At 71.1% G+C, this 18,817-nt stretch carries 19 protein-coding genes; 4 read left to right on the top strand and 15 right to left on the bottom strand.

Annotated features, from left to right (window positions below; translation table 11 throughout):
* Positions 1-25: 25 nt before the first annotated feature.
* The 5 genes from BFF78_RS22980 to BFF78_RS22965 all read right to left on the bottom strand — a co-directional run bounded on the left by BFF78_RS22980 (position 26) and on the right by BFF78_RS22965 (position 6,140).
* Positions 26-2,056, bottom strand: a complete 2,031-nt coding sequence (locus tag BFF78_RS22980; protein ID WP_069780117.1) for a HelD family protein — start codon at positions 2,054-2,056, stop codon at positions 26-28.
* A gap of 49 nt (positions 2,057-2,105) precedes the next feature.
* Complete coding sequence (locus BFF78_RS22975; RefSeq protein ID WP_069780116.1) at positions 2,106-2,720, bottom strand: TetR family transcriptional regulator; 615 nt, start codon at positions 2,718-2,720, stop codon at positions 2,106-2,108.
* Between the two features lie 38 nt (positions 2,721-2,758).
* Positions 2,759-4,387: a phosphotransferase gene (locus BFF78_RS22970; RefSeq protein WP_227025912.1), complete on the bottom strand. Its 1,629-nt coding sequence runs from the start codon at positions 4,385-4,387 to the stop codon at positions 2,759-2,761.
* Positions 4,321-4,959 carry a protein kinase family protein gene (locus tag BFF78_RS49755; protein ID WP_227025911.1) on the bottom strand — a complete coding sequence of 213 codons (639 nt, stop codon included), beginning with the start codon at positions 4,957-4,959 and terminating at the stop codon, positions 4,321-4,323. Before BFF78_RS49755 ends, BFF78_RS22970 begins: the two co-directional genes overlap by 67 nt.
* A gap of 125 nt (positions 4,960-5,084) precedes the next feature.
* Positions 5,085-6,140 carry an aminoglycoside phosphotransferase family protein gene (locus tag BFF78_RS22965; RefSeq protein WP_335755350.1) on the bottom strand — a complete coding sequence of 352 codons (1,056 nt, stop codon included), beginning with the start codon at positions 6,138-6,140 and terminating at the stop codon, positions 5,085-5,087.
* 276 nt (positions 6,141-6,416) lie between these two features.
* On the opposite strand from BFF78_RS22965, the gene BFF78_RS22960 reads away from it, so the two are divergent.
* Positions 6,417-7,163: an HAD family hydrolase gene (locus BFF78_RS22960; RefSeq protein WP_069780114.1), complete on the top strand. Its 747-nt coding sequence runs from the start codon at positions 6,417-6,419 to the stop codon at positions 7,161-7,163.
* Positions 7,164-7,247: 84 nt separating this feature from the next.
* Entirely contained in the window at positions 7,248-8,219 is a 972-nt protein-coding gene (locus BFF78_RS22955) for a hypothetical protein (protein ID WP_159033042.1), read from the top strand.
* Here the strand turns inward: BFF78_RS22955 and BFF78_RS22950 are convergent.
* The 3 genes from BFF78_RS22950 to BFF78_RS22940 all read right to left on the bottom strand — a co-directional run bounded on the left by BFF78_RS22950 (position 8,182) and on the right by BFF78_RS22940 (position 10,795).
* The gene (locus tag BFF78_RS22950; RefSeq protein WP_069780112.1) at positions 8,182-9,087 is read right to left on the bottom strand and encodes a winged helix-turn-helix domain-containing protein; all 906 of its coding nucleotides are present in this window, start codon (positions 9,085-9,087) and stop codon (positions 8,182-8,184) included. The genes BFF78_RS22955 and BFF78_RS22950 overlap by 38 nt on opposite strands.
* Before the next feature lie 89 nt (positions 9,088-9,176).
* Positions 9,177-9,914 (bottom strand): HAD family hydrolase, encoded by a 738-nt coding sequence (locus BFF78_RS22945; RefSeq protein WP_227025910.1) that lies wholly within the window; start codon positions 9,912-9,914, stop codon positions 9,177-9,179.
* A complete protein-coding gene (locus tag BFF78_RS22940; protein WP_193433518.1) occupies positions 9,914-10,795 on the bottom strand; it encodes a winged helix-turn-helix domain-containing protein in 882 nt (293 codons plus the stop codon). The genes BFF78_RS22945 and BFF78_RS22940 overlap by 1 nt, the downstream gene beginning before the upstream one ends.
* A gap of 141 nt (positions 10,796-10,936) precedes the next feature.
* Here BFF78_RS22940 and BFF78_RS22935 point away from each other — a divergent pair, with 141 nt between their 5' ends.
* Positions 10,937-11,125: a hypothetical protein gene (locus BFF78_RS22935; protein ID WP_069780110.1), complete on the top strand. Its 189-nt coding sequence runs from the start codon at positions 10,937-10,939 to the stop codon at positions 11,123-11,125.
* A gap of 18 nt (positions 11,126-11,143) precedes the next feature.
* Here BFF78_RS22935 and BFF78_RS22930 read toward each other — a convergent pair whose 3' ends face one another.
* The 3 genes from BFF78_RS22930 to BFF78_RS22920 all read right to left on the bottom strand — a co-directional run bounded on the left by BFF78_RS22930 (position 11,144) and on the right by BFF78_RS22920 (position 14,311).
* Positions 11,144-12,049 carry a winged helix-turn-helix domain-containing protein gene (locus tag BFF78_RS22930; RefSeq protein WP_069780109.1) on the bottom strand — a complete coding sequence of 302 codons (906 nt, stop codon included), beginning with the start codon at positions 12,047-12,049 and terminating at the stop codon, positions 11,144-11,146.
* 335 nt (positions 12,050-12,384) lie between these two features.
* A complete protein-coding gene (locus BFF78_RS22925) occupies positions 12,385-13,623 on the bottom strand; it encodes a GNAT family N-acetyltransferase (protein ID WP_069780108.1) in 1,239 nt (412 codons plus the stop codon).
* 85 nt (positions 13,624-13,708) lie between these two features.
* A complete protein-coding gene (locus BFF78_RS22920; protein WP_069780107.1) occupies positions 13,709-14,311 on the bottom strand; it encodes an RsiG family protein in 603 nt (200 codons plus the stop codon).
* 158 nt (positions 14,312-14,469) lie between these two features.
* Between BFF78_RS22920 and dtd the strand changes: the two genes are divergently transcribed.
* Positions 14,470-14,895 (top strand): D-aminoacyl-tRNA deacylase, encoded by a 426-nt coding sequence (gene dtd, locus BFF78_RS22915; protein WP_069780106.1) that lies wholly within the window; start codon positions 14,470-14,472, stop codon positions 14,893-14,895.
* A 173-nt stretch (positions 14,896-15,068) separates the two neighbouring features.
* On the opposite strand, the gene ygfZ is transcribed toward dtd, so the two are convergent.
* Genes ygfZ through BFF78_RS22895 form a run of 4 tightly spaced genes read right to left on the bottom strand, consistent with a single transcriptional unit; the run spans position 15,069 to position 18,810 of the window.
* Entirely contained in the window at positions 15,069-16,034 is a 966-nt protein-coding gene (gene ygfZ / locus BFF78_RS22910) for a CAF17-like 4Fe-4S cluster assembly/insertion protein YgfZ (RefSeq protein ID WP_069780105.1), read from the bottom strand.
* 9 nt (positions 16,035-16,043) lie between these two features.
* Entirely contained in the window at positions 16,044-16,481 is a 438-nt protein-coding gene (locus tag BFF78_RS22905; RefSeq protein WP_069780104.1) for a Fur family transcriptional regulator, read from the bottom strand.
* Between the two features lie 29 nt (positions 16,482-16,510).
* Positions 16,511-17,140, bottom strand: a complete 630-nt coding sequence (locus BFF78_RS22900) for a restriction endonuclease subunit S (protein ID WP_069780103.1) — start codon at positions 17,138-17,140, stop codon at positions 16,511-16,513.
* Positions 17,137-18,810, bottom strand: coding sequence for an N-6 DNA methylase (locus tag BFF78_RS22895; protein ID WP_069780102.1), 1,674 nt, complete (start codon positions 18,808-18,810; stop codon positions 17,137-17,139). Before BFF78_RS22895 ends, BFF78_RS22900 begins: the two co-directional genes overlap by 4 nt.
* Between the last annotated feature and the right edge of the window lie 7 nt (positions 18,811-18,817).

Below are 18,817 nucleotides of genomic sequence, written 5' to 3'. Positions count from 1 at the left end.
GTCATGGGCCGGCACGCTACCCGGGTCAGAACGGCAGCGGGCGGGCGTGGACCACGTCCAGCCGGGACACCGCCCGGGTCAGGACCACGTACAGGCGGTGCGCGCCCCGCTCCTCCGCCTCCGCCACGGCGGCCGGTTCCACGGCGATGACGTGGTCGTACTCCAGGCCCTTGACCATGCTCGCCGCCACGACGGTCACGCGGGCGCCGAGCGCGTGAGGACCGGCCGTGGCGACACCCGCCGCCGTGAGCGCCTGCCGTACGACCGCCACGTCGGCGTCGGCCGCCACGACACCCACCGAGCCCTCCTGGGCCAGCGCCTCGCGTACGGCGGTGACGGTCGTGCCCGGGACGTCGTCGGTCGGGCGGATCCGCAACTCGCCGTCGGTGCGCAGGGAGTCGGCCGGCGGGACCGACACGTCCAGGCGGGGCAGGAGGCGGTTGGCCAGCTCCACGACCGCCGCCGGCACCCGGAACCCGGTGGTCAGCGGCACCACCGCCGCGTCCGGCCGGCCCAGGTGGCGCAGCTGGACGGACCAGTCGCGGGCGGCCCACGCGGTGGTGCCCTGGGCGAGGTCGCCGAGGACGGTCAGCGAGCCGAAGGCCGCCCGGCGGGCGATCGCCCGGCACTCCATGGGCGAGAGGTCCTGCGCCTCGTCCACGACGATGTGCCCGTAGCCCTCGGGGTGTTCGATCAGTCCGGACAGTTCGTCCAGCAGCACGGCGTCCGCGGCCGACCAGCGGGCCGACTTCTGCGAGCGCGGCGGGCGCGGCCAGAGCAGCGCCGCCTGCTCGCCGGGGTCCAGCAGACCGTCGGCCGCCCGCGCCAACGCGCCCGCGTCGCCGAGGAGTTGGGCGAGGACCTCCTCGGGGCGGACCCTGGGCCAGACCAGGTCGAGGTACTCGGTGAGCGGCCGGGCCCGTTCCATGCGGCGCACCCAGGAGGCGGGCAGCACCCCGCAGCGCCGTTCGGCCCGCTCGCGCAGCCGCCGTACCACCCGGGCGCGTACCCGCTCCCGGCCGATGGCGTACGGCGGTTCCTCGGCGCGCACCGTCTCGACGACGGCGGCCAGTTCACCGGCGGGTACCCGCCACCGGCTGGAGCCGTCCTTCACGGCGAGGTCGGTCACACCGTCGGTGGTCACGCGCGCGTACAGCGCCCGGCGCAGCACCTCGGCCATCCGGGCGTCGTGCTTGACCGCGGCGGCGCCCGCCGGATCGCCGCCGGTGACCGGCCCGCGGGCGATCTCCTGCAGCAGGGTGGACTGGCGGACTCCCGTCTCGCCGAGCGCGGGCAGGACCGCGGCGATGTACGACAGGAAGGTGCGGTTGGGGCCGAGGATGAGCAGGCCGGCGCGCTGGAGTCGCTTGGGATGGGTGTAGAGCAGGTAGGCCGCGCGGTGCAGGCCCACGGCGGTCTTGCCGGTGCCGGGCGCGCCCTGGACGCACACCGTGTCGGTGAGGGCGGCGCGGACCAGGTCGTCCTGTTCGGGCTGGATGGTGGCCGCGATGTCCCGCATGGGTCCCACGCGCGGCCGTTCGATCTCGCGGGCCACGATGTCGCTGGTCCGTGACTCGCCCCGGCCCAGATGCTCGTCCTCCAGGCCGGTGAGGCCGGCGGAGTCGCCGGTGCTGCCGGGCGCCCAGCCGAACCGGCGCCGTACCTCGACGCCGCGCGGGTCGCGGGCGCTCGCCTGGTAGAAGGCGCGGGAGACGGGGGCCCGCCAGTCGACCACGAGGGGCGGGGCGGCCGGGTCCTCGGTGATCCTGAGCCGGCCGACGTGGTAGTGCTGCCCGCCGTGCTCGGGGTCGCTGCCGGCGAAGTCCAGGCGGCCGAAGAACAGCGGCCCGGGCGGCAGTTCGCGCAGCGCCTTGGCCTGGCTGCGCAAGCGGTGGCCGAGGACCTCGGCGTCGGCTCCGGAGGCGGAGACGTCCTCGCCGACGACGACCTGTTCGGCGGCGCCTTCGACCATCGCGGCGAGGGCGGCACGGCAGGTGTCGTGGTAGGCGCGCTCGGCGTGCAGGATGCCGGGGAGGGCGGGGTCGAGTGCGGTCATGGCGCCAGCGTACGCCAAAACATTACCGAGTTACATTTTTAACCGAGTCTCAGGATGCCCGCCTCAGCTCCGGCAGCCCCTCCCCCAGCCGCCGAAAGGCCCGCTCGGCCGCCCGTACGGCGTCCGGCGCCACCTGTGCGACCGGGTCCCCCGCCGCGATCCGCCGCCAGTTCTCCTGGGCGAGAATGCGCTGCACGGCGATGATCTGCCCCGCGGCCAGCCGGGCGTCCAGGCCGCCCCCGAGCGCCTCGGCGAGCGCCCTCTCCGACCGCTCCAGATGGGCGTGCGCCCGCGCCACCAGGGCCGGGGTGCCGTAGAGGAGCCGGTGGAAGGCGAGCACTTCGGGGTGATCGTTCAGCCCGGTGACCGGGTCGCGCCGCTCCAGCCCGGCGAGGAAGTGCAGGCGCAGCGCGTCCACCGGATCGGCCGCCCCGGCGACCACCCGCGCGGCCTCCGTCTCGTGGTCCGCGATCCGGTGCAGGACCAGGTCCTCCTTGGCCGGGAAGTACCGGAAGAGGGTCGGCTTGGAGATCCCGGCCGCCGCCGCGACCTCGGCCACGGACACCGCGTCGAAGCCCCGCTCCAGGAACAGCCGCACCGCGATGTCCGACACGTCCTGGTACATCCGCTGCTTCTTGCGCTCACGCAGGCCCATCTCACCCATGAGGGGGAGCCTACGCAGCATCGCCGGGGCGGGGCGGGTCAGGCCATGGCGCGGGCGGGACGCGGGGCGCCACGGGGCCGGAGCGGCAGCCCGAGGGATGCGGCGGCCGCGGCCAGGGTGCCGGCGTACGAGTCCACCGCGCGGCGCACGTCGGGGTCTTCCGGGCCCGGGCCGGTGACCAGGAGGTCGAGGTCCACATAGGCCGAGCGCACGATCTCGAAGAAGCGGTACACCTGCCAGTCCGTCTGCCAGTCCCGGGTGTGCCGCCGCGGCAGCCGGGTCTCCCACCGGCGGAACATGCGGTCCCTGATCTCCGGGCGGGTCGGGGTGAGGTGCATGTGGCGGACCAGGTCGTACAGCGGATCGCCGATCATGGCCCGGTCCCAGTCCACGATGCTCAGCCGGCCGTCGTCCCGGCGCACCAGGCTTCGCGGGTTCAGGTCGCCGTGCAGCAGAGCGGGGGCGCGGGTGGTGACGCGGTGCATGGCGAGGATCTCGCGCAGCCGGGTCGCCTCGGGCAGTCCGAGGAACCGGGCCATCCGCCGGGTTTCCCCGGGCAGGCCGTCGACCAGCGCGGCGAGCTGGTCGACGAGCCAGAGGTAGAAGTCGGAGCGGCCGGCCAGCGGATCGATCGGGGTCCAGTCGACGGCGGTGAGCGCGGCCAGCTGGTCGACGAGGGCGTCCGCCTCGTGCGGACGCAGTCCGTGGACCGGATGGTCGGGCTCGCGGCCCAGGGCGCCCGAGCCCTCGTAGGTGTGGATGGCGAACCAGTCCCCGCGGTAGAGGTGGGCGGGGTTCGTCGCGTGGCTGTGGCCCGTCGCCAGCACCCGCGGCGCGGCCACCGGCACCCCGGACCGCTCGATCACGCCCAGCACGGCCAGCTCGCCGAGGAAGCCGCGCTCGCGTCGCGGGTCGGCGGGTAGTTCGCGGCGGACGACGACGGGGAAGCAGGTTCCGGGCACCCAGAGCACGGAGTTGACGTGCCTGTCGCCGCGCACCACCTGGCCGCCCGGGACCACGCCCTCCATCTGCAGGGCGGCGTCGACGGCGGAGTGGGGGAAGTCGGGATGTTCCGGAACGCGCCGATCCGGCGTCCAGCCGATCGCGTGGACGGCCGGACCGGACCGGTGCTGCGCGGACGCGCCCCAGCGGAAGAGGATGCGCTCGATCTCCGCCCGATTCGGCACGCGGCGCAACCGCAGTGGTTCCGCCCCTGCCTCCAGGGCCCGGTCGACCCATTCCGTCGCCCTGTCCAGGGTGCGCTGGTCGAAGGACTCCCCAAGCGCCCTGGTGGCCCGCATGATGTCGGGGTAGACGGACTGGGCCCGCTCGAAGGCGATGTAGTGGCCCAGGTCCCTGGCCAGGCCCGCGACGGCCGCCGGGCGGACCCGGTGCATGGCCTGCGCCCACGCGTCGACCACCTCGGCCCACTGATGGTCCGGGTAACGCATCCGCACCAGGTGGGTGGCGAGGTCGTGCAACGGGTCGCCGAACGTGGCGAGCTCCCAGTCGACGACGACCACGCTCGGGGCACCGCCGGCCGTCATGACCAGGTTGCCGCGATGCAGGTCGCCGTGGAGCAGCCGGTACGGACGACGGGTCATCTCCGGGACCCGCTCGGCCAGCCGGACGAGGGCGTCCTCGGGTATGCCGAGTTTGTAGAACAACCCCCGAACCGGCGCCAGTTGGGCTGCCGGATCTGCAGGTCGGCCATCTGGACCAGGGTGTGCAGAAAGCCCTGGCTGTCGGTGTGGTTCCGGGGCCAGAAGACAGGCAGGGGCGGCAGCGCCTTGGCGCTGCGCACCGTCGCCGTGCGGGCGAGCAGGTCCGCCAGCTCCCGGATCAGCGAACGTTCCAGCGGTCTTCCGGCGCCGCGCACCTCGGAGAGCGGCACTCCTTCCACATAGCTGTGGATGGCGAATCCCGCTCCCGCGACCAGGCACTCGGGCACATGGGGCAGGACGCGCTGGACGGCCCGCAGGATCTCCGCCTCGTCCTGCCACGTCCGGATCACCACCGGGAGGACATCGTCCTGCCGTACCCGTACGGTCACCCGGGTCCCCGGTTCCCGGCCGAGCAGTCGGGCCATCGGCCCGGTGAGCGGCACCGCGTAGTTCCAGTTGTGAAAACCGCTGCCGAAGGGCTCGCACTTCTTGGCGTCATGGACGAAGGCCTCGACGACGGGTTCCGACGCGAGTCGGAGCCATGCAGCAGGAGGCGGAGCGCTCACTGCACTCACTGGCCGCTCCCGGGAGTCCGGCGGAGGACGACGCACACCACCATACGGGCGATCCGCCGGCTCCCGTAGGAGAGACGGCGGTCGGGGGAGGTGCCCCGGCGCACCGCCCACGGGAGGTACGGCCGTCATGGGGCGGCGCCCCGGCGGGTGCCGTGCTCGCGGCACCAGCGCATGAGCGCCGATGCGATCCGGTGGGGGCCGGGTACCGGCTCCAGGCCCAGCGGCGCGGCACCGTCGACGAGGATCCGGCGCAGCTTCGGCGCCGCGGAAGCCATCCGCCGCCAGCCGGCGTCCGGTACGGCGCCCAGCATCAGGGCGCAGCGGATGACGTCGGTGATGACGGACTGGGCCCGCTTGTAGCCGAGCAGCAGCGGCAGATCGCCGTGCCAGCCGTTCGTGCTGCCGGGCCGGACCTCCTCCACGGTGGTGTGCCACAGCTCGGCCACCCTGCGCGCCTGCCACGCCGGGTAGCGCATCAGATGGAGATGGGTCGCCAGCTCGTAGAGCGGATCGCCCACCATGGCGAGTTCCCAGTCGATGGTCCACAGGCGTTGTTCGGCGTCCACGATGAAGTTCTCGCGGTGCAGGTCGGCGTGGAGCAGGCAGAACGGCCGACGGGTGAGGCCGGAGACGTACGTGCGCAGATGGGCGAACGCGTCCTCGCCCACGCCCAGTTCCCGGAACAGCCCCTCGAACCGGTCGAGGTTGTGCCGGTAGACCCGGTGCTCGGTGAAATGGACGAGTCGCTGGAGGAAACCCTCGGTGTCGCCGTCCTCCGGGCGGTCCTCCGGATCGCACCTGCGCGCCGCCCTGAGACTCGTGGGGGCCACGGCGGCCAGCTGCCGGAAGAGCTCGACGATCTGACGGTGGTAGACGTCCGGGACGGACTTGCCGGAGCCGTGCAGGGAGCCGAGCGTGCGGCCCTCGATGAAACGCATCAGGCTGATGCCGCCGACCTCGGCGATCTCGGGAATGCCACGGATCCGCCCCTGGAGGTCCTGCAGCAACTGCTCCTCGGAGGCGAAGCAGCGCCGGTCGAACCAGAGCAGGTCCGGCCGCGGCTCCCGGCACTTCCACCGCCCCGGCTGCACCCGGCCCGCCTCGCCGAGCAGCGGGAACACATACGTCTCGTGGTGATACCCGTGGAGCGGGCCCTCGACCAGAGACTCGTCGCCGCTCACCTCGACCGCGTGCAGTCGAGCAACCGAAGCTGATTGGAGGGACATTGCCCGTTTCTCTCGCCTTGCCACCGGTGAAGGTGCGGAAGTGGCAGAACGTTACCCCTTCCGCCGGCGTGCATCGTGCCAGACGCCGTCGACTCATCGAACCCGATCGCCCGGACGGCGACCGGACGCACACTTGTGCCCCGCAGGTCGTCCCGCGCCCGGGCATGACCTGCGGTGCTGGCAGCGTGGCCATGTGTGGTCCACACTGGCCGAGGTGACGGGAGGAGATCGATGGGCGGTCCACTCGACGAACGCGTGGCTCTGCGGCGGCTGCTCCTCGGTGCGCGCGCCGTGCTGCTCGACTTCGACGGGCCGGTCACCGACCTGTTCGGCGACGAGCCCACCGCGCCCGTCGCACACGAGATCAAGGGCGTCGTACGCGGGATCTGGGGGGACCTGGACCGCGACGTCGAGGAGTGCGACGACTCCCACGGCATCCTCCGGCACCTCAGGAACATGTTCGACCGGCCGGCCGCCACCCCCCGTGACCCCCGCGCCCTGGCCGAGGCCGAGGCCATCGTCACCCGGTACGAGTACGCCGCGGTCAAGGCGGCCGAGCCGACCCGCGGCGTCGTACGACTCGTGGACGCGCTGGCCGGACTCGGCCTGCGGCTGGTGATCGTCAGCAACAACTCCGCGGGACCGGTGCGGGAGTTCCTGGAGAACAACGACCTCCGGGCGAAGTTCGAGGCCGTGGTGGGCCGGGATCCGTACGAACTGCGGCACATGAAGCCCGACCCGTACTCGGTGCGCCGCGCCCTGGAGATCCTGCACCTGCCGGCGAGCGAGGCCCTGCTCATCGGCGACCAGCTCACCGACCTGCAGACCGCGCGGGCCGCGGGCACCGCCTTCCTCGGCCACACCCCGTCGGCGGAACGTGCCCGGGAGATGAGGAGCCGGGGCGCGGACGCGGTCGTGCACTCGCACAGCCCGGTCATCGAGGCCGCGCGGTCCCTGGCGGCCGCCGGGGTCAACTAGCCGCCGCCGTCACACCGTTGGTGTGCGGGCGAGGCACACCGGGCATCACCCTCCCGCAGCCAACGGCGCACACGGGGGGTACGTGTGGCATCTCGCACCGCGGGCGACAACGGCCCGAGCCGGCTTCAGCGACTCCGCGGGACGTTCGAGGCGTGGAAGCCGCGCATGGTCCGCTGGCTGCTCGCCCTGGTCGCCCTGCTCGGGATCGCCGCCGAGCTGATCGAACCGCTGGGGAACGCTCTCAAGGGCCAGCAGCTGCTGGGCGGGTCGTTCGCCGCGCTGATGGCCCTCATCCTCTTCGACGCCATCAGCGAGTCGGAGCCCAAGGAGGTGGTCGGCGTCCACGTCTTCGCCGACCGCGACGAACTGCACGCCGCGTTCCGGGAAGCGTTCCAGGCCCGGCTGGTACGTGTCGACTTCTCCGGATTCACCATGCAGACACTGCTGGACGCGCTGCGCGTGCCGCTGGAGAAGATGGCCGACCACGAAGTACGCACGGTCGAGCTGAAGCTGTGCATCATCATCGCCCACCTGAACCTGCCGATGGGCCTGCCGGGTGGGCTGGTACCGGCTCCGCGCAGCGGTGAGTCCGACGCCGAGAGGTTCTACTTCCGGGACTCGCCGGAGAACCGGCAGCGGATGCGGGACGACTTCACCAAGCACAACTGGATCACCCTGAAGAACCTGCTGGAGCGGGTCCACCAGAGGAACCCGGGGATCGTCATCTCCTGCGAGATCCGGGAATCGCCGCAGATACCCGAGCGGAAGCTCTACATCCTCAACCAGGAGACCGTGTTCACCACGCCGTACGGCATCGAGCGCAGGGACGTGACCTGGCACGAGAACACCTACCGGATCCTGGACACCGAGGGTTTCGGGCCGCTGTACGGCCAGGCCCGCTACATCGGCTGGGACCTGCGCTCGACGTCCCGTACGACCGCGCAGATCGCGGAGCACCACATGGAGTGCCACCGCAACCTCTGGAACAAGCTGGCCGACATCAAGCCAGAGCGTCCCGTCATCGCCGACCCCGTGTGGACTCCGCCTCGTCGGTGAGCAACTCCCACATGGCCTCGAACCACGCCGTCATGCCGTCCACGAAGGTCGAGCCCGGCGAGTCCGCACAGCCGTCGCGGACGTGGTGGGTCAGGGTCGCGCCGAGTCCCAGGACGTCCACCGCCTCGACCTGCTCGCCGGTGTCGAGCATCACCGGGCGGACGAGCGGGATGTACGGACCGTGCAGTACCTCGGAACGGTTGACGATGTAGAGCTTGAACGTGGGAGCGAAGGGGGCATGACGGAACTCGTACGACATCTGCGGGACGAGCTTCTCCGTGTGCAGTTCCCCGAGGACCTTGTCGAGGGACGCGATGTGGGTCTCGGCGATGCCGCGCAGCCGTGCCCGAAGTCGCTCGTCGGATTTTCCGTCGTGCGCGCCTCTCGGGTGGGGCAGGGCGTCGATCGCGGAGGGCAGGATCAGGCGCAGGGCGATGCTTCGGGGCGCGATGATCCCGGCGCGGATGCGCTCGGCCTGCAGATGGATGTGGGTGTCCAGGCTCTCCGACGTCAACGTGTAGATGTCCAGGGTGACTTCGGGCTGCTCGAAAGCCTCGGAGATCAGCGGGCCGAGGGTCAGCTGCCGACGTGAGCGGCTCGCCCGGGGTGTCGCGGACTGGATGCGCTGGTTGCGCACCACCCGTGAGCCCTTGCCCTGCCGGGACTCGATCCAGCCCTCGCCGCGCAGTGCTCGCAGGGCCCGCTGCACGGTGTCCCGGGAGATCCCGAACTCCTTCGCCAGCGTGGTCTGTGGCGGCAGATAGGTGTCCACCGGGTAGAAGCCGTCGGCCAGCCGGGCCCGCAGCTCCTGCGTGACCCGGAGACACTCGTGGCCGCCGGCTTCGTCGTCCCGCTGCTCCAGCGTCACCTGCGGTATGTTCCTCCCCCGCACCGGCGGCAAACCCTGCAGTCAGGCAACCAGCCAAGTCAACCACCCACCAGCCGTGCGGCCCGCTGTCACCAGCGGCGCAGGGTCCGCAGCAGCGGCTCCAGCGACCCGACCACCCACGCGGCCCCGGCCTCGCGCAGCAGCTTCGTCTTGCGTTCGTTACGCGCGTAGCCGAGAAACGGCACGCCGGCGACGTTCGCGGCGGCGAGGTCGGAGGGGGAGTCGCCGATCATCAGGGCCGCCGTGGGGGCGGAGCCCATCGCGTTCAGGGCGCGGTTGAGGCAGTGCGGGTCGGGTTTGAGCAGGTGCAGGTCGGTGGTGCGGCCGTAGATGTGGGGGGCGAAGCAGGCGGTCAGGCCGCGGTCGTTCAGGTAGGTGCGCACCACCTTCGGGGAGTTGTTGGTGGTGATGGCCAGGCGGGCGCCCACCGCGGTCCAGGTGCGTATCAGGGGGTCGGCGTACGGGGTGGGGTACGCGGAGCCGGCGGCCCGCAGCTCCTCCTGGGTGAGACGTTCCTCCAGCTCGGTCACGAGGTCGCTGCCGGGGTGCCGGAGGTCCACGGCACGCAGCACCTCGTGCGGGTCCAGCGAGTCGCGCTCGGAGTCGCTGAGCAGGTTGTGCAGCCCGCGCCCGGCCAGCCAGTCCACCAGTTCGGCCGCCACCCGTTCCGCCGTGTGCCGCGCGAACAGACGGCAGATCGGTCCGTCGAAATCCCACAGGACCACCCGGGCACCTTCGATCAGATCCCGGATCTTTTCGATCTCGTTCGTGGTCTGTTCGGTCTGCGTGGTCGCATCAGAAGTCACTAGGAGAGTGTCAGGTCCGTGGTGATGGTTTCCCAGAGGGCGTCGAACCACTTCTGCGATTGCTCCACGAACGCCGCGTCGCGCTGTCCGGCCCGCTGCTCGAAGGAGAACAGCAGGGACTCCGAGCCGAGGGCGTCGTACATCTCCAGCGTCCCGCGCTCGGTGGGCTCCGCGCGGCGCGTGATCATGTAGTGCGCGAACAGCGCCTCCACCCCGTTGAGCAGGTACAGCTTGACCGGCGGGGTGAACGGCAGCGCCCGGAAGGTGACCTGGACGTCGATGTCGTGGGTGCCGCGCAGCGCCTGCAGGTTGTACTGGAGCACCTGGCCCTGGGCGTTGCGCATGGCCAGCCAGCGCCGGTGGACGGCGTCGTCCTCCTGGCTTCCGGCGTCGACGGAGACCGGGAAGGCGAGGTTGATGTCACGGGACGGCAGCAGGATGCGGGCGTCGATCCGCTCCGGGCGCAGCCGGCCCTCGTGGACCAGGCGCAGCGCCTCCCCGAGCGCCGGGATCAGGCTCTGCGCGGTCAGGCACACGGCGTCGATGCGCACGTGCGGCGCCGAGAACGCCTCGGTCAGCCGGGGCGCGAGGGCCACCATGGTCGGCTGCGGCTCCCCGCGCGGCGCCTGCGGCTCGGCGACCCGCGGCGGACTGCCCTTGCTGACGTCGCTGAGCAGCCCGTCCTCCTGCAGTACCCGCAGCGCCTGGCGTACGGCACCCCGCTCCACCCCGAACTCCCCGGCCAGCTCGGCCTGGGTCGGCAGCCGCTCGCCGGGGCGCAGGGCGCCGGAGCGGATGCGCTCGCGCAGGGTGTCGGCGATCTCCTGAGGCGTGAGCCTTCTGCTGCCGTTCACTGCCACATACTCCTGGGTCACGACCAAACGCTACAACTCTGATCCATCTAAGGGCAGTTACCTGGAAGTTGTTTATGAACCTGGACCAAGTGGGGACAACTTAGGTGGAGTTGGTTGCCAAGTTTTGGAAGTTGGTGAACCTTTTACCGGCCCTAAGGGGGAATCGCCGTGCCCGTCCTCGCTCTCCTCTCCGCCTTGTTCGTCGTCGGCTTCGAACAGCTCGTCCAGTGGAAGTACGGTGCCGCCGGTGTCGTCGGCATGCTTCTGCTCTCGATCGGCATCAAGGCCAAGAGCCCGGCGCTCAGCTCCGCCGGCGCCGTCCTGCTCGCCGTGCTCCTCGCGGGGCCGGCCCTCTGACGCCCCTCACGGCGTCCCCTACGACGTCAGCAGCAGATCCGAGCTGATCGTCTCCCACAGCGCGTCGAACCACAGCCGCGACTGCTCCACGAACGCGGCGTCCCGCTCCCCGGCCCGCCGCTCGAAGGCGAACAGCATCGAGCGCGTGCCGTCGGCGTCGTACAGCTCCAGATGCTCGTGGTCGATCTCCCGCTCGCGGCGCAGCAGCGTGTAGTACGCGAACAGCGCCTCCGAGCCGTTGAGCAGATACAGCTTGACCGGCGGGGTGAACGGCAGCGCCCGGAAGGAGACCCGTACGTCGACGCCGTGCGTGGTGCACAGGGCCAGCAGGTTCTGCCGCAGCACCAGGCCCTGGGCATTGCGCTGGGCCAGCCAGCGCCGGTGCAGCAGACCGTGGTCGTCGGCGGCCACCGCCGCCGGGAAGGCGAGGTCGATGTTCCGGCTGGGCAGCAGCACCCGGACATCGATCTTGGCCGGTTTCCATCGCCCCGCGTGGATCTGCCGGAGCGGCTCGCCGACCGCCAGCGTGAGCGAGACCGAGGTCAGGCAGAGGGCGTCGATCCGCACATGCCGAGCGGCGAAGGCGTCCGCGATACGGGGCGCGAGGCCGACCATGGTGGGCTGCGGCGCCGCAGGTCCGGCGGGCGGCCGGGCCGGCCCCGGCATCCCCGCCACGGTGGCCGGACTGCCCTTGGACACGTTGGTGAGCAGCCGCTCCGCCTGGAGGATGCGCAACGCCTGCCGTACGGCCCCGCGCTCCACACCGAACTCGCCGGCCAGCTCGGCCTGCGTGGGCATGCGCTGGCCCGGTCGCAGCACACCGGTCACGATCCGGCTGCGCAGTTCGTCGGCGATCTCGCGATGGGACGGGTGGGGCCGCTGTGACTTCGTCCGTCCACTGGCGGAGGCGTGCTCCGGGTCCACGGACGAACACTACAACTTCCCGCCAAGTTGCGGCAGTTCACCGATAGCTGGTTATGAGACGCTTCCCAACGGAGATAAGTACAGTGAAGTTGGCTGCCAACTTGCATGACCTGGTCAAGCTTCCCAGTGGTTGGCCGACCGGGCTCCCTTCCGGAGGGGAGCCGGGAGTCCGGACAGGGGACGGCCACCGAAGCGCACCGTCACAACTGAACACGGCATCGCACAGCCACAACCGAACACGGCAGGGCACAGCCACAACCGAACACCGCCAGCACAGCCACAACTGAACAGCTCGCTACGGATGCACAGTCAGCGTCACCGGGGGAAGGGAGCGGTCAGAAGATGTCCGGGCACCACGGCCGCCCGGGCGAGCGGAACAGGGCGTCGGCCTTCCGGGCGGCGCCCTCTCGTTCTTCCCGGACCCGGCCGAGCGCGGCGAGCCGGAGCAGCGACTCCCCACCGAGCCAGACCGAGGCCAACTCTCCTATGGGCAGCGTGAGATCGGCGCCCTCCGTATTCGCCGGCACACAGGACGCCCCCTCGGGCGAGGCCTGAAGCCGGAACCGGCCCCCGGCCAGACCGGCGTCGTCCACGACCTCCAGCACCAGCGCGCCCGTCGCGTCGTACGTCCGCGCCTCCAGGGCCCGTACGACATCCAGGATCCGCACCCAGAGCCAGTCCGCGTGCCCGGTGATCCGGGCGGCGCGCGGGTCGGGGAGGTAGCCAGGAAGCAGGTCGTCGGGGCCGCGGAAACCGGTCTTGACCTTCGTGATCCAGTCAATGGAACACAGGTAGTGCCACAGGGCGCGCTCGGCCGCCGGGGTCGTGGCGATCAGCCTGCGCACGGTGGCCGTCTGGTCCGGCTGCTTGCCGTTCCAGGTCTCGTCGGACGTGTACGTCACCAGACCCTGCACCTCGCCGTCGGCCGCGCGGTGTACGGCGTGGAACGGCTCGGTCCAGTCGGCGTGGAACCGGACCGCCCCGGTGCTCACCCGCCACCACAGGTCGTCCCGGCTGACCGCGCCGGGCTGGGTGCGACGGAACCGCTCGTACAGCCCGGGGCCGAACTTGCGCACGTCCTCGCCGTCCACGAGGTCGATCCGCCCACCGTCCCGCGGCCCCGACCAGCGCGGATCGAGACCTGCCCGGGGCACCTCGACGGTCCACGTCGTCGCCCAGGTCGCCGGGCCGAAGCCGTAGCGGCCGTAGATCGGGTACTCGGCGGCGATCAGCGTGGCCACGACGTCACCGCGCTCCTTCGCCGCCGCCAGGTCCTGGTTCATCATGCGGGTGAGCAGGCCGCGGCGGCGGTGGGTGGGGCTGACGGTGACGTTGGAGATCGCGTCCGCGGGAACGAGTGCGCCGCCCACCGCGGTCAGTTCCTGCGCGAAGGAGCGGAACGTGGCCACGCACCGGCCACCGTCGAACGCGCCGAGCAGCCGCCCCGGCACGAACTGCGCCCGGCGGGCGTCGAGTTCCCCGGGTGTCAGCACCGGCGGCTGCAGAAACCCCGTGGCCAGCGCGCGCTGCCAGTCCTCGAAGTCGGCCTCGGTAACGATCCGGACGTCGCTCATGGGGCCACGGTAGGCGGACCGGCCGCCATCTGTCGTCCGGATTTCTCCGACTCCCCGAGCTCTCGGGCGGCCCGACGGCCCGAGGTCACATCAGCAGATCGTCAACCTGCGCCTCCCCCACCCGATAGCGCCGGGCGATCTCCCCGCTGCACTCGTCGGTCGTCCGCTGCAACCGCTGACGCCGCCGCGAGACCTCCTGCTCATACCGCACCAACCGCCCCATCGCGCTGGTCAGTTCGAGATCCGTGCGCGCCTGGAGGTCCGACAGCTCGACCTCGGCGAGCATCTCCGCGGCCAGCTGCCGGAACTCCTCGTTGTGCGGGGTGCCGAGCGTGAGATGGCGGGCCGAGGAGCGGTGCCGGGCCGGGGCGTCCTTGAGGATCTCCGGGAGCCGGTCCACCACGGAGCCGTCCGCGGGCGCCGGCACGGACGCCTTGCCGCGCCGGCACAGCTCCGCGCGCAGGATGTCGATCCGCCCCTGCAGCAGCCGCCGCACATAGCTGAGGTCCGCCTCGTCGCGCTGGGCGTCGCGGCGCAGGGTGCGCAGCTCGGGCAGGCTCAGCCGGGCGAGATCGGGCTCGGGCGGCTCCGCGGGCAGTGTCGGGCCCGCCGGTGCGTCGGCGCGCTGGACGGGCGGCCGGTACGTCCCCTGCGTCCCCAGCGACCCACTGGTGCTCGGTGTGCTCATGTGCGTCTGACCGTCCCCTCGACCGGCGTGTGGAAGCATCGTGCCACCCCAACTGACCACTATGGGACCGAGTGCCCCCGAACGGCCCCAGATGGGGGTAAGGGATCTATATTGGACCCCCTGTAACCACGTACCGGGCACCCGGCATGATGGTCCGCATGCGTGCGGTGGTGCAGAGAGTGGACGGCGCGAGCGTCGTCGTGGACGGCGAGACGGTCGGCGCGATCGAGGGCGAGGGGCTGTGCGTGCTCGTCGGGGTGACCCATGACGACACCAAGGAGAAGGCGGCGCAGCTGGCGCGCAAGCTGTGGTCGATCAGGATGCTGCAGGACGAGAAGTCGTGCAGCGACATCGACGCCCCGCTGCTGGTCATCAGCCAGTTCACGCTGTACGGCGACGCCCGCAAGGGCCGCCGCCCGACCTGGAACGCGGCCGCCCCCGGCGATGTCGCCGAGCCACTGGTGGACGAGGTGGTGGCTCAGCTGCGGGGGCTGGGGGCGACGGTGGCGACGGGCCGTTTCGGGGCGCAGATGAGGGTGTCGCTGACGAACGACGGCCCGTTCACGGTGTTGCTGGAGATCTAGGCGCGGTCGGCTGTGGCTGCTCGGGGGGGTCTCGCTCGCCCGCGCCGGCGGGGTGCCGCCCCGAAGGGGCGCGGGGCTGAATCGATATGCGGCTCCGCCGCGTGGGCGCGACCGGCCACGACGGAGCCGCAGCCAGGCGTCGGCCCGCACCCCAACGGCGCTGCCTCGCAGAGCTACGGCTCGACCACAACCTCCTGCGCGGCGGCCGTCTCTCCGGCCAGGAGCCTCGCGTCGACCGGCACGTTCCGCTTGACCAGCGCCAATGCCACCGGCCCCAGCTCGTGATGCCGTACCGACGTCGTCACGAAACCGATCTTGCGGCCCTCGGCGCCCTCCTCCGCCAGCCGGATCTCCGTGCCGGGCACCGGAAGGTGCACGTCGCTGCCGTCCAGGTGCAGGAAGACCAGCCGGCGCGGCGGCTTGCCCAGGTTCTGGACGCGGGCGACCGTCTCCTGGCCCCGGTAGCAGCCCTTCTGGAGGTGCACCGCGCTGCCGATCCAGCCCAGCTCGTGCGGGATGGTCCGGTGGTCGGTCTCGAAGCCGAGCCGCGGCCGGTGGTGCTCGACGCGCAGCGCCTCGTGGGCGAGGAGGCCGGCGGCGGGCCCGTGCGCGGCCGCGAAGGACTCCAGGTCCTCGCGTGGCAGGAACAGATCACGGCCGTACGCCGTCTCGCGTACGACGACGCCCTCGGGCGCCTCGGCGATGGACCCGGCGGGCAGGTGGACGACCGCGAAGTCGGCGGTCCGGTCGGCGACCTCCACCCGGTAGAAGAACTTCATCGACTCCAGGTAGGCGATCAGCGCGTCCTGCGTGCCGGGCTCCACGTGCGCCCAGACGGTGCTGCCGTCGTCCACCAGGTACAGCGCGTGCTCGATGTGCCCGTGCGCGGACAGGATCAGCGCCTCGGTCGCCTCGCCCACGGGCAGCTCGCTGACGTGCTGGGTGAGGAGCAGGTGCAGCCAGCTCAGCCGGTCGTCACCGCTGACGGTGACGACACCGCGGTGGGACAGGTCGACGAAGCCGCTGCCGTCGGCGAGGGCGCGCTGCTCGCGGAACAGATCGCCGTAGTGGGCGGCGACACCTTCGTCCACACCCTCGGCGGGGACGGCGCCGGGCAGGGACAGCAGAGGGCTCTTCATACCGCCACCCTACGACGTGGTAGTTGAACTCTTCAGCGAGCAGTCCTTGCACCGGCCGAAGATCGCGAAGTGCTTCATGTCCGTGTCGAAGCCGAAGTGCTGCCGCAGCTTGGCGGTGAACTCGCTCGCGACCCCCACATCGGCCTCGATCACGTTCTCGCAGTCGCGGCACACCAGGTGCAGATGATGGTGGCGGTCGGCGAGGTGGTACGTCGGCGCACCGTGGCCGAGGTGGGCGTGGCTGACCAGGCCCAGCTCCTCCAGCAGCTCCAGCGTCCGGTAGACCGTGGAAATGTTGACCCCCGACGCCGTCTTCCTCACTTCCACGAGGATGTCGTCGGGGGTCGCGTGCTCGAGGGCGTCCACGGCTTCGAGCACAAGCTGCCGCTGCGGCGTCAGCCGGTAACCGCGCTGCCTGAGATCACTCTTCCAGTCGGTGCTCACCACACCGCCCAGTGTAGAAGCGCCGACGCCCATCAGGGGCCTGTGGGCAGGCGGCCCGACATCAGAAGATCGGTGAGGATCTCACGAAGGTCGGTGGTCACCCGCACGATTTCCTCATGTGCCCTGATCTTCTCGTCGACTGCCTTGAGGGCGGCTCCGATCTCCCGTTGCCGGTCCAGCGGCGGTAGCGACACCGGCAGGTCCTGCAGTGTGCGCACGGTGATAGACCGCATGCCGGTGGTTCCGGCCGCCCGGCGCTCCAGCCAGTCGGCGGACCGTCGGTGGGAAAGGCAGGCGAGCAGGTACGGGGCAAGCGCCGCATCGTGCGCTCGCACACGCAGAAGGTGGGTGTTGTACAGCCACCCGCTCTCGCCGTCGGTGACGAGCGCCACCCGGCCCACCGTTCCGGTCCGGGTGACCAGGATGTCGTCGGTGGCAATCCGGTACTTGATCAGTCCCCGTGCAGTCTCGGGATCGACGTGCACCACGGACTGAGCCGAGATCCTCTGGTGACGGAGATCGCCGGGGCGAACCACCGGAACCCCTGCCTGCACCTGCTCATTCCTGCGCACGGCCGGGCCGCCCGCCTGGATGTCACAGATCTCGCCGAGAGGAGCACACCGCCAACCCCGAGGGAGATCGTCGAGTCGGTCCTCGCTCACAGGCCATACCTCCCCAGCAGTTCTTCGACTGCGGAGTCCGCGTCCCGGGCCCGCGAGTGCAGCTCGGTCAGCTGCCCGGCCAGGGCAGCCAGGTCCGCAGGCTCCACGGACCGGGCACCGGTCGGCGTACCGCTCGGCACGTAGAAGGCAGGGCTGAGGGTGTAGTCCTTCTCCCTGATCTTCTCAATGGATACGGACCTGCTCAGGCCCTCGGTCCCCGCGAACGCGCTGCCGCCGGCCCGGGCAGCGATCCAGGCCCGGTATTCCTCAAGGATGCGTTGGGTCTCGTGCCCGGCCAGTTCCCGCTGGACACGGGAGACAAGCGAGCCGAGGTGACTGGCGTCGACGAACAGAATCTCGTCGCACGTCCCCGTCGGATGCCGTAGCAGCCAGATCGTCACACGGATGCCTGTCGTCGTAAAGAGCTGAGCCGGCAGCGCGATCAGCGCCTCCACTGCGCCGTCCTCCACCATCGCGGCCCTGATCCTCCGCTCCGAGGTGTTGGCGGAGAACGCGGCGATGTCGGGCATGAGGACGGCTGCGCGGCCGTCTCGCCTCAGGCAGGTCACTGCGTACTGGAGCCAGTCGAAGTTGGCGTTGTGCTGGGGCGGCGTCCCGTAGCGCCAGTGCCCGTGCCCAACGGGACGCTCAAGCCTCACATTGAACGGGGGATTCGTCACGATGCGGTCGAAACCCTGGTGCCAGGGGTCGTTCCCGGCCGAGGGAGCTGTGCTTCCCGTCCGGAGCCGGGCCTCGGGAACGCCGTGCAGAGCGAGATTCATGCCCGCCAGTGCCAGCGGATGCTCGCCCACTCCCGCGCCGCTCGCCTCAGGAGGGCTCCCCTGCGCATCCGCCACCGCGTCCCACGCGGCCAGCAGCAGCTCACCCGCTCGTACGAAGGGATCATGCACACTCCTGACGTTCCGACTGCCGTCGGCGACAAGCTTCGTGAGAACGTCGACGGCGGCCCGGGGCGTGAAGAAGTCACCCGCCCTTCGGCCCATGAGATCGCTGTAGCGAACCATGAGTCTTTCGAAGGCCTGGGCGTGCTCGGCCAGGTCCACCGGTCCTGTGTCGTCCAGTAGCAGGATGGTGTCGACCACGCGGGAGTCGCCCAGGTTCTGCGAAAGCGCGAGAAGAAGGCGCTCATGCTCGGGTCCCAGCCCGCGGCGGACCCCGCTCGCCAGAATGCGCACCAGCAGTTCGCCGGAGTGAGGGAACTGAAACCGGCGGACCTCGGTCAGGATCCTCTGCCACTCCTCGGGCAGGCATCCCCGGACATATACGAGAGTGAGCAGCACGGTGACGTAGTCGGCCTGGGACAGCTCCCCACGGAATCGTTCCGCCTCCGCACCGCTCAGCCTGTCCACGGCCTTGAGCAGCGCTCCGGTCCGCGTTCCGCCGAGCGAGGCCCGGAACCGGTCACCGTAGGTGGTTCCTTCCGGCTCGTCGGATCGCCTGGCATTCGCCGGGATGGCACGCCGGTCGAGCCAGGCCAGCACTTGCACCGCCGAGAAGACCTCGATGTCGGCGGCCCCCTGGGCAGCCTCCCCGAGAGGTTGGGGGAAGTCCGCGTGCCGGCGCTCCCAGTTCGTCACCGCAGGCCGCTTGACCCCGGCGAACCGGGCGATGTCGGCCCGTGAGACGTGGACGCCCTCGAAGTCGCTCACCGCTCCT

Origin of the sequence: Streptomyces fodineus, assembly GCF_001735805.1 — a bacterium.
GTDB lineage: Bacteria > Actinomycetota > Actinomycetes > Streptomycetales > Streptomycetaceae > Streptomyces > Streptomyces fodineus.
Note: the sequence above shows the minus strand (reverse complement) of the source record. Positions and strands in the feature narration are given on the sequence as shown.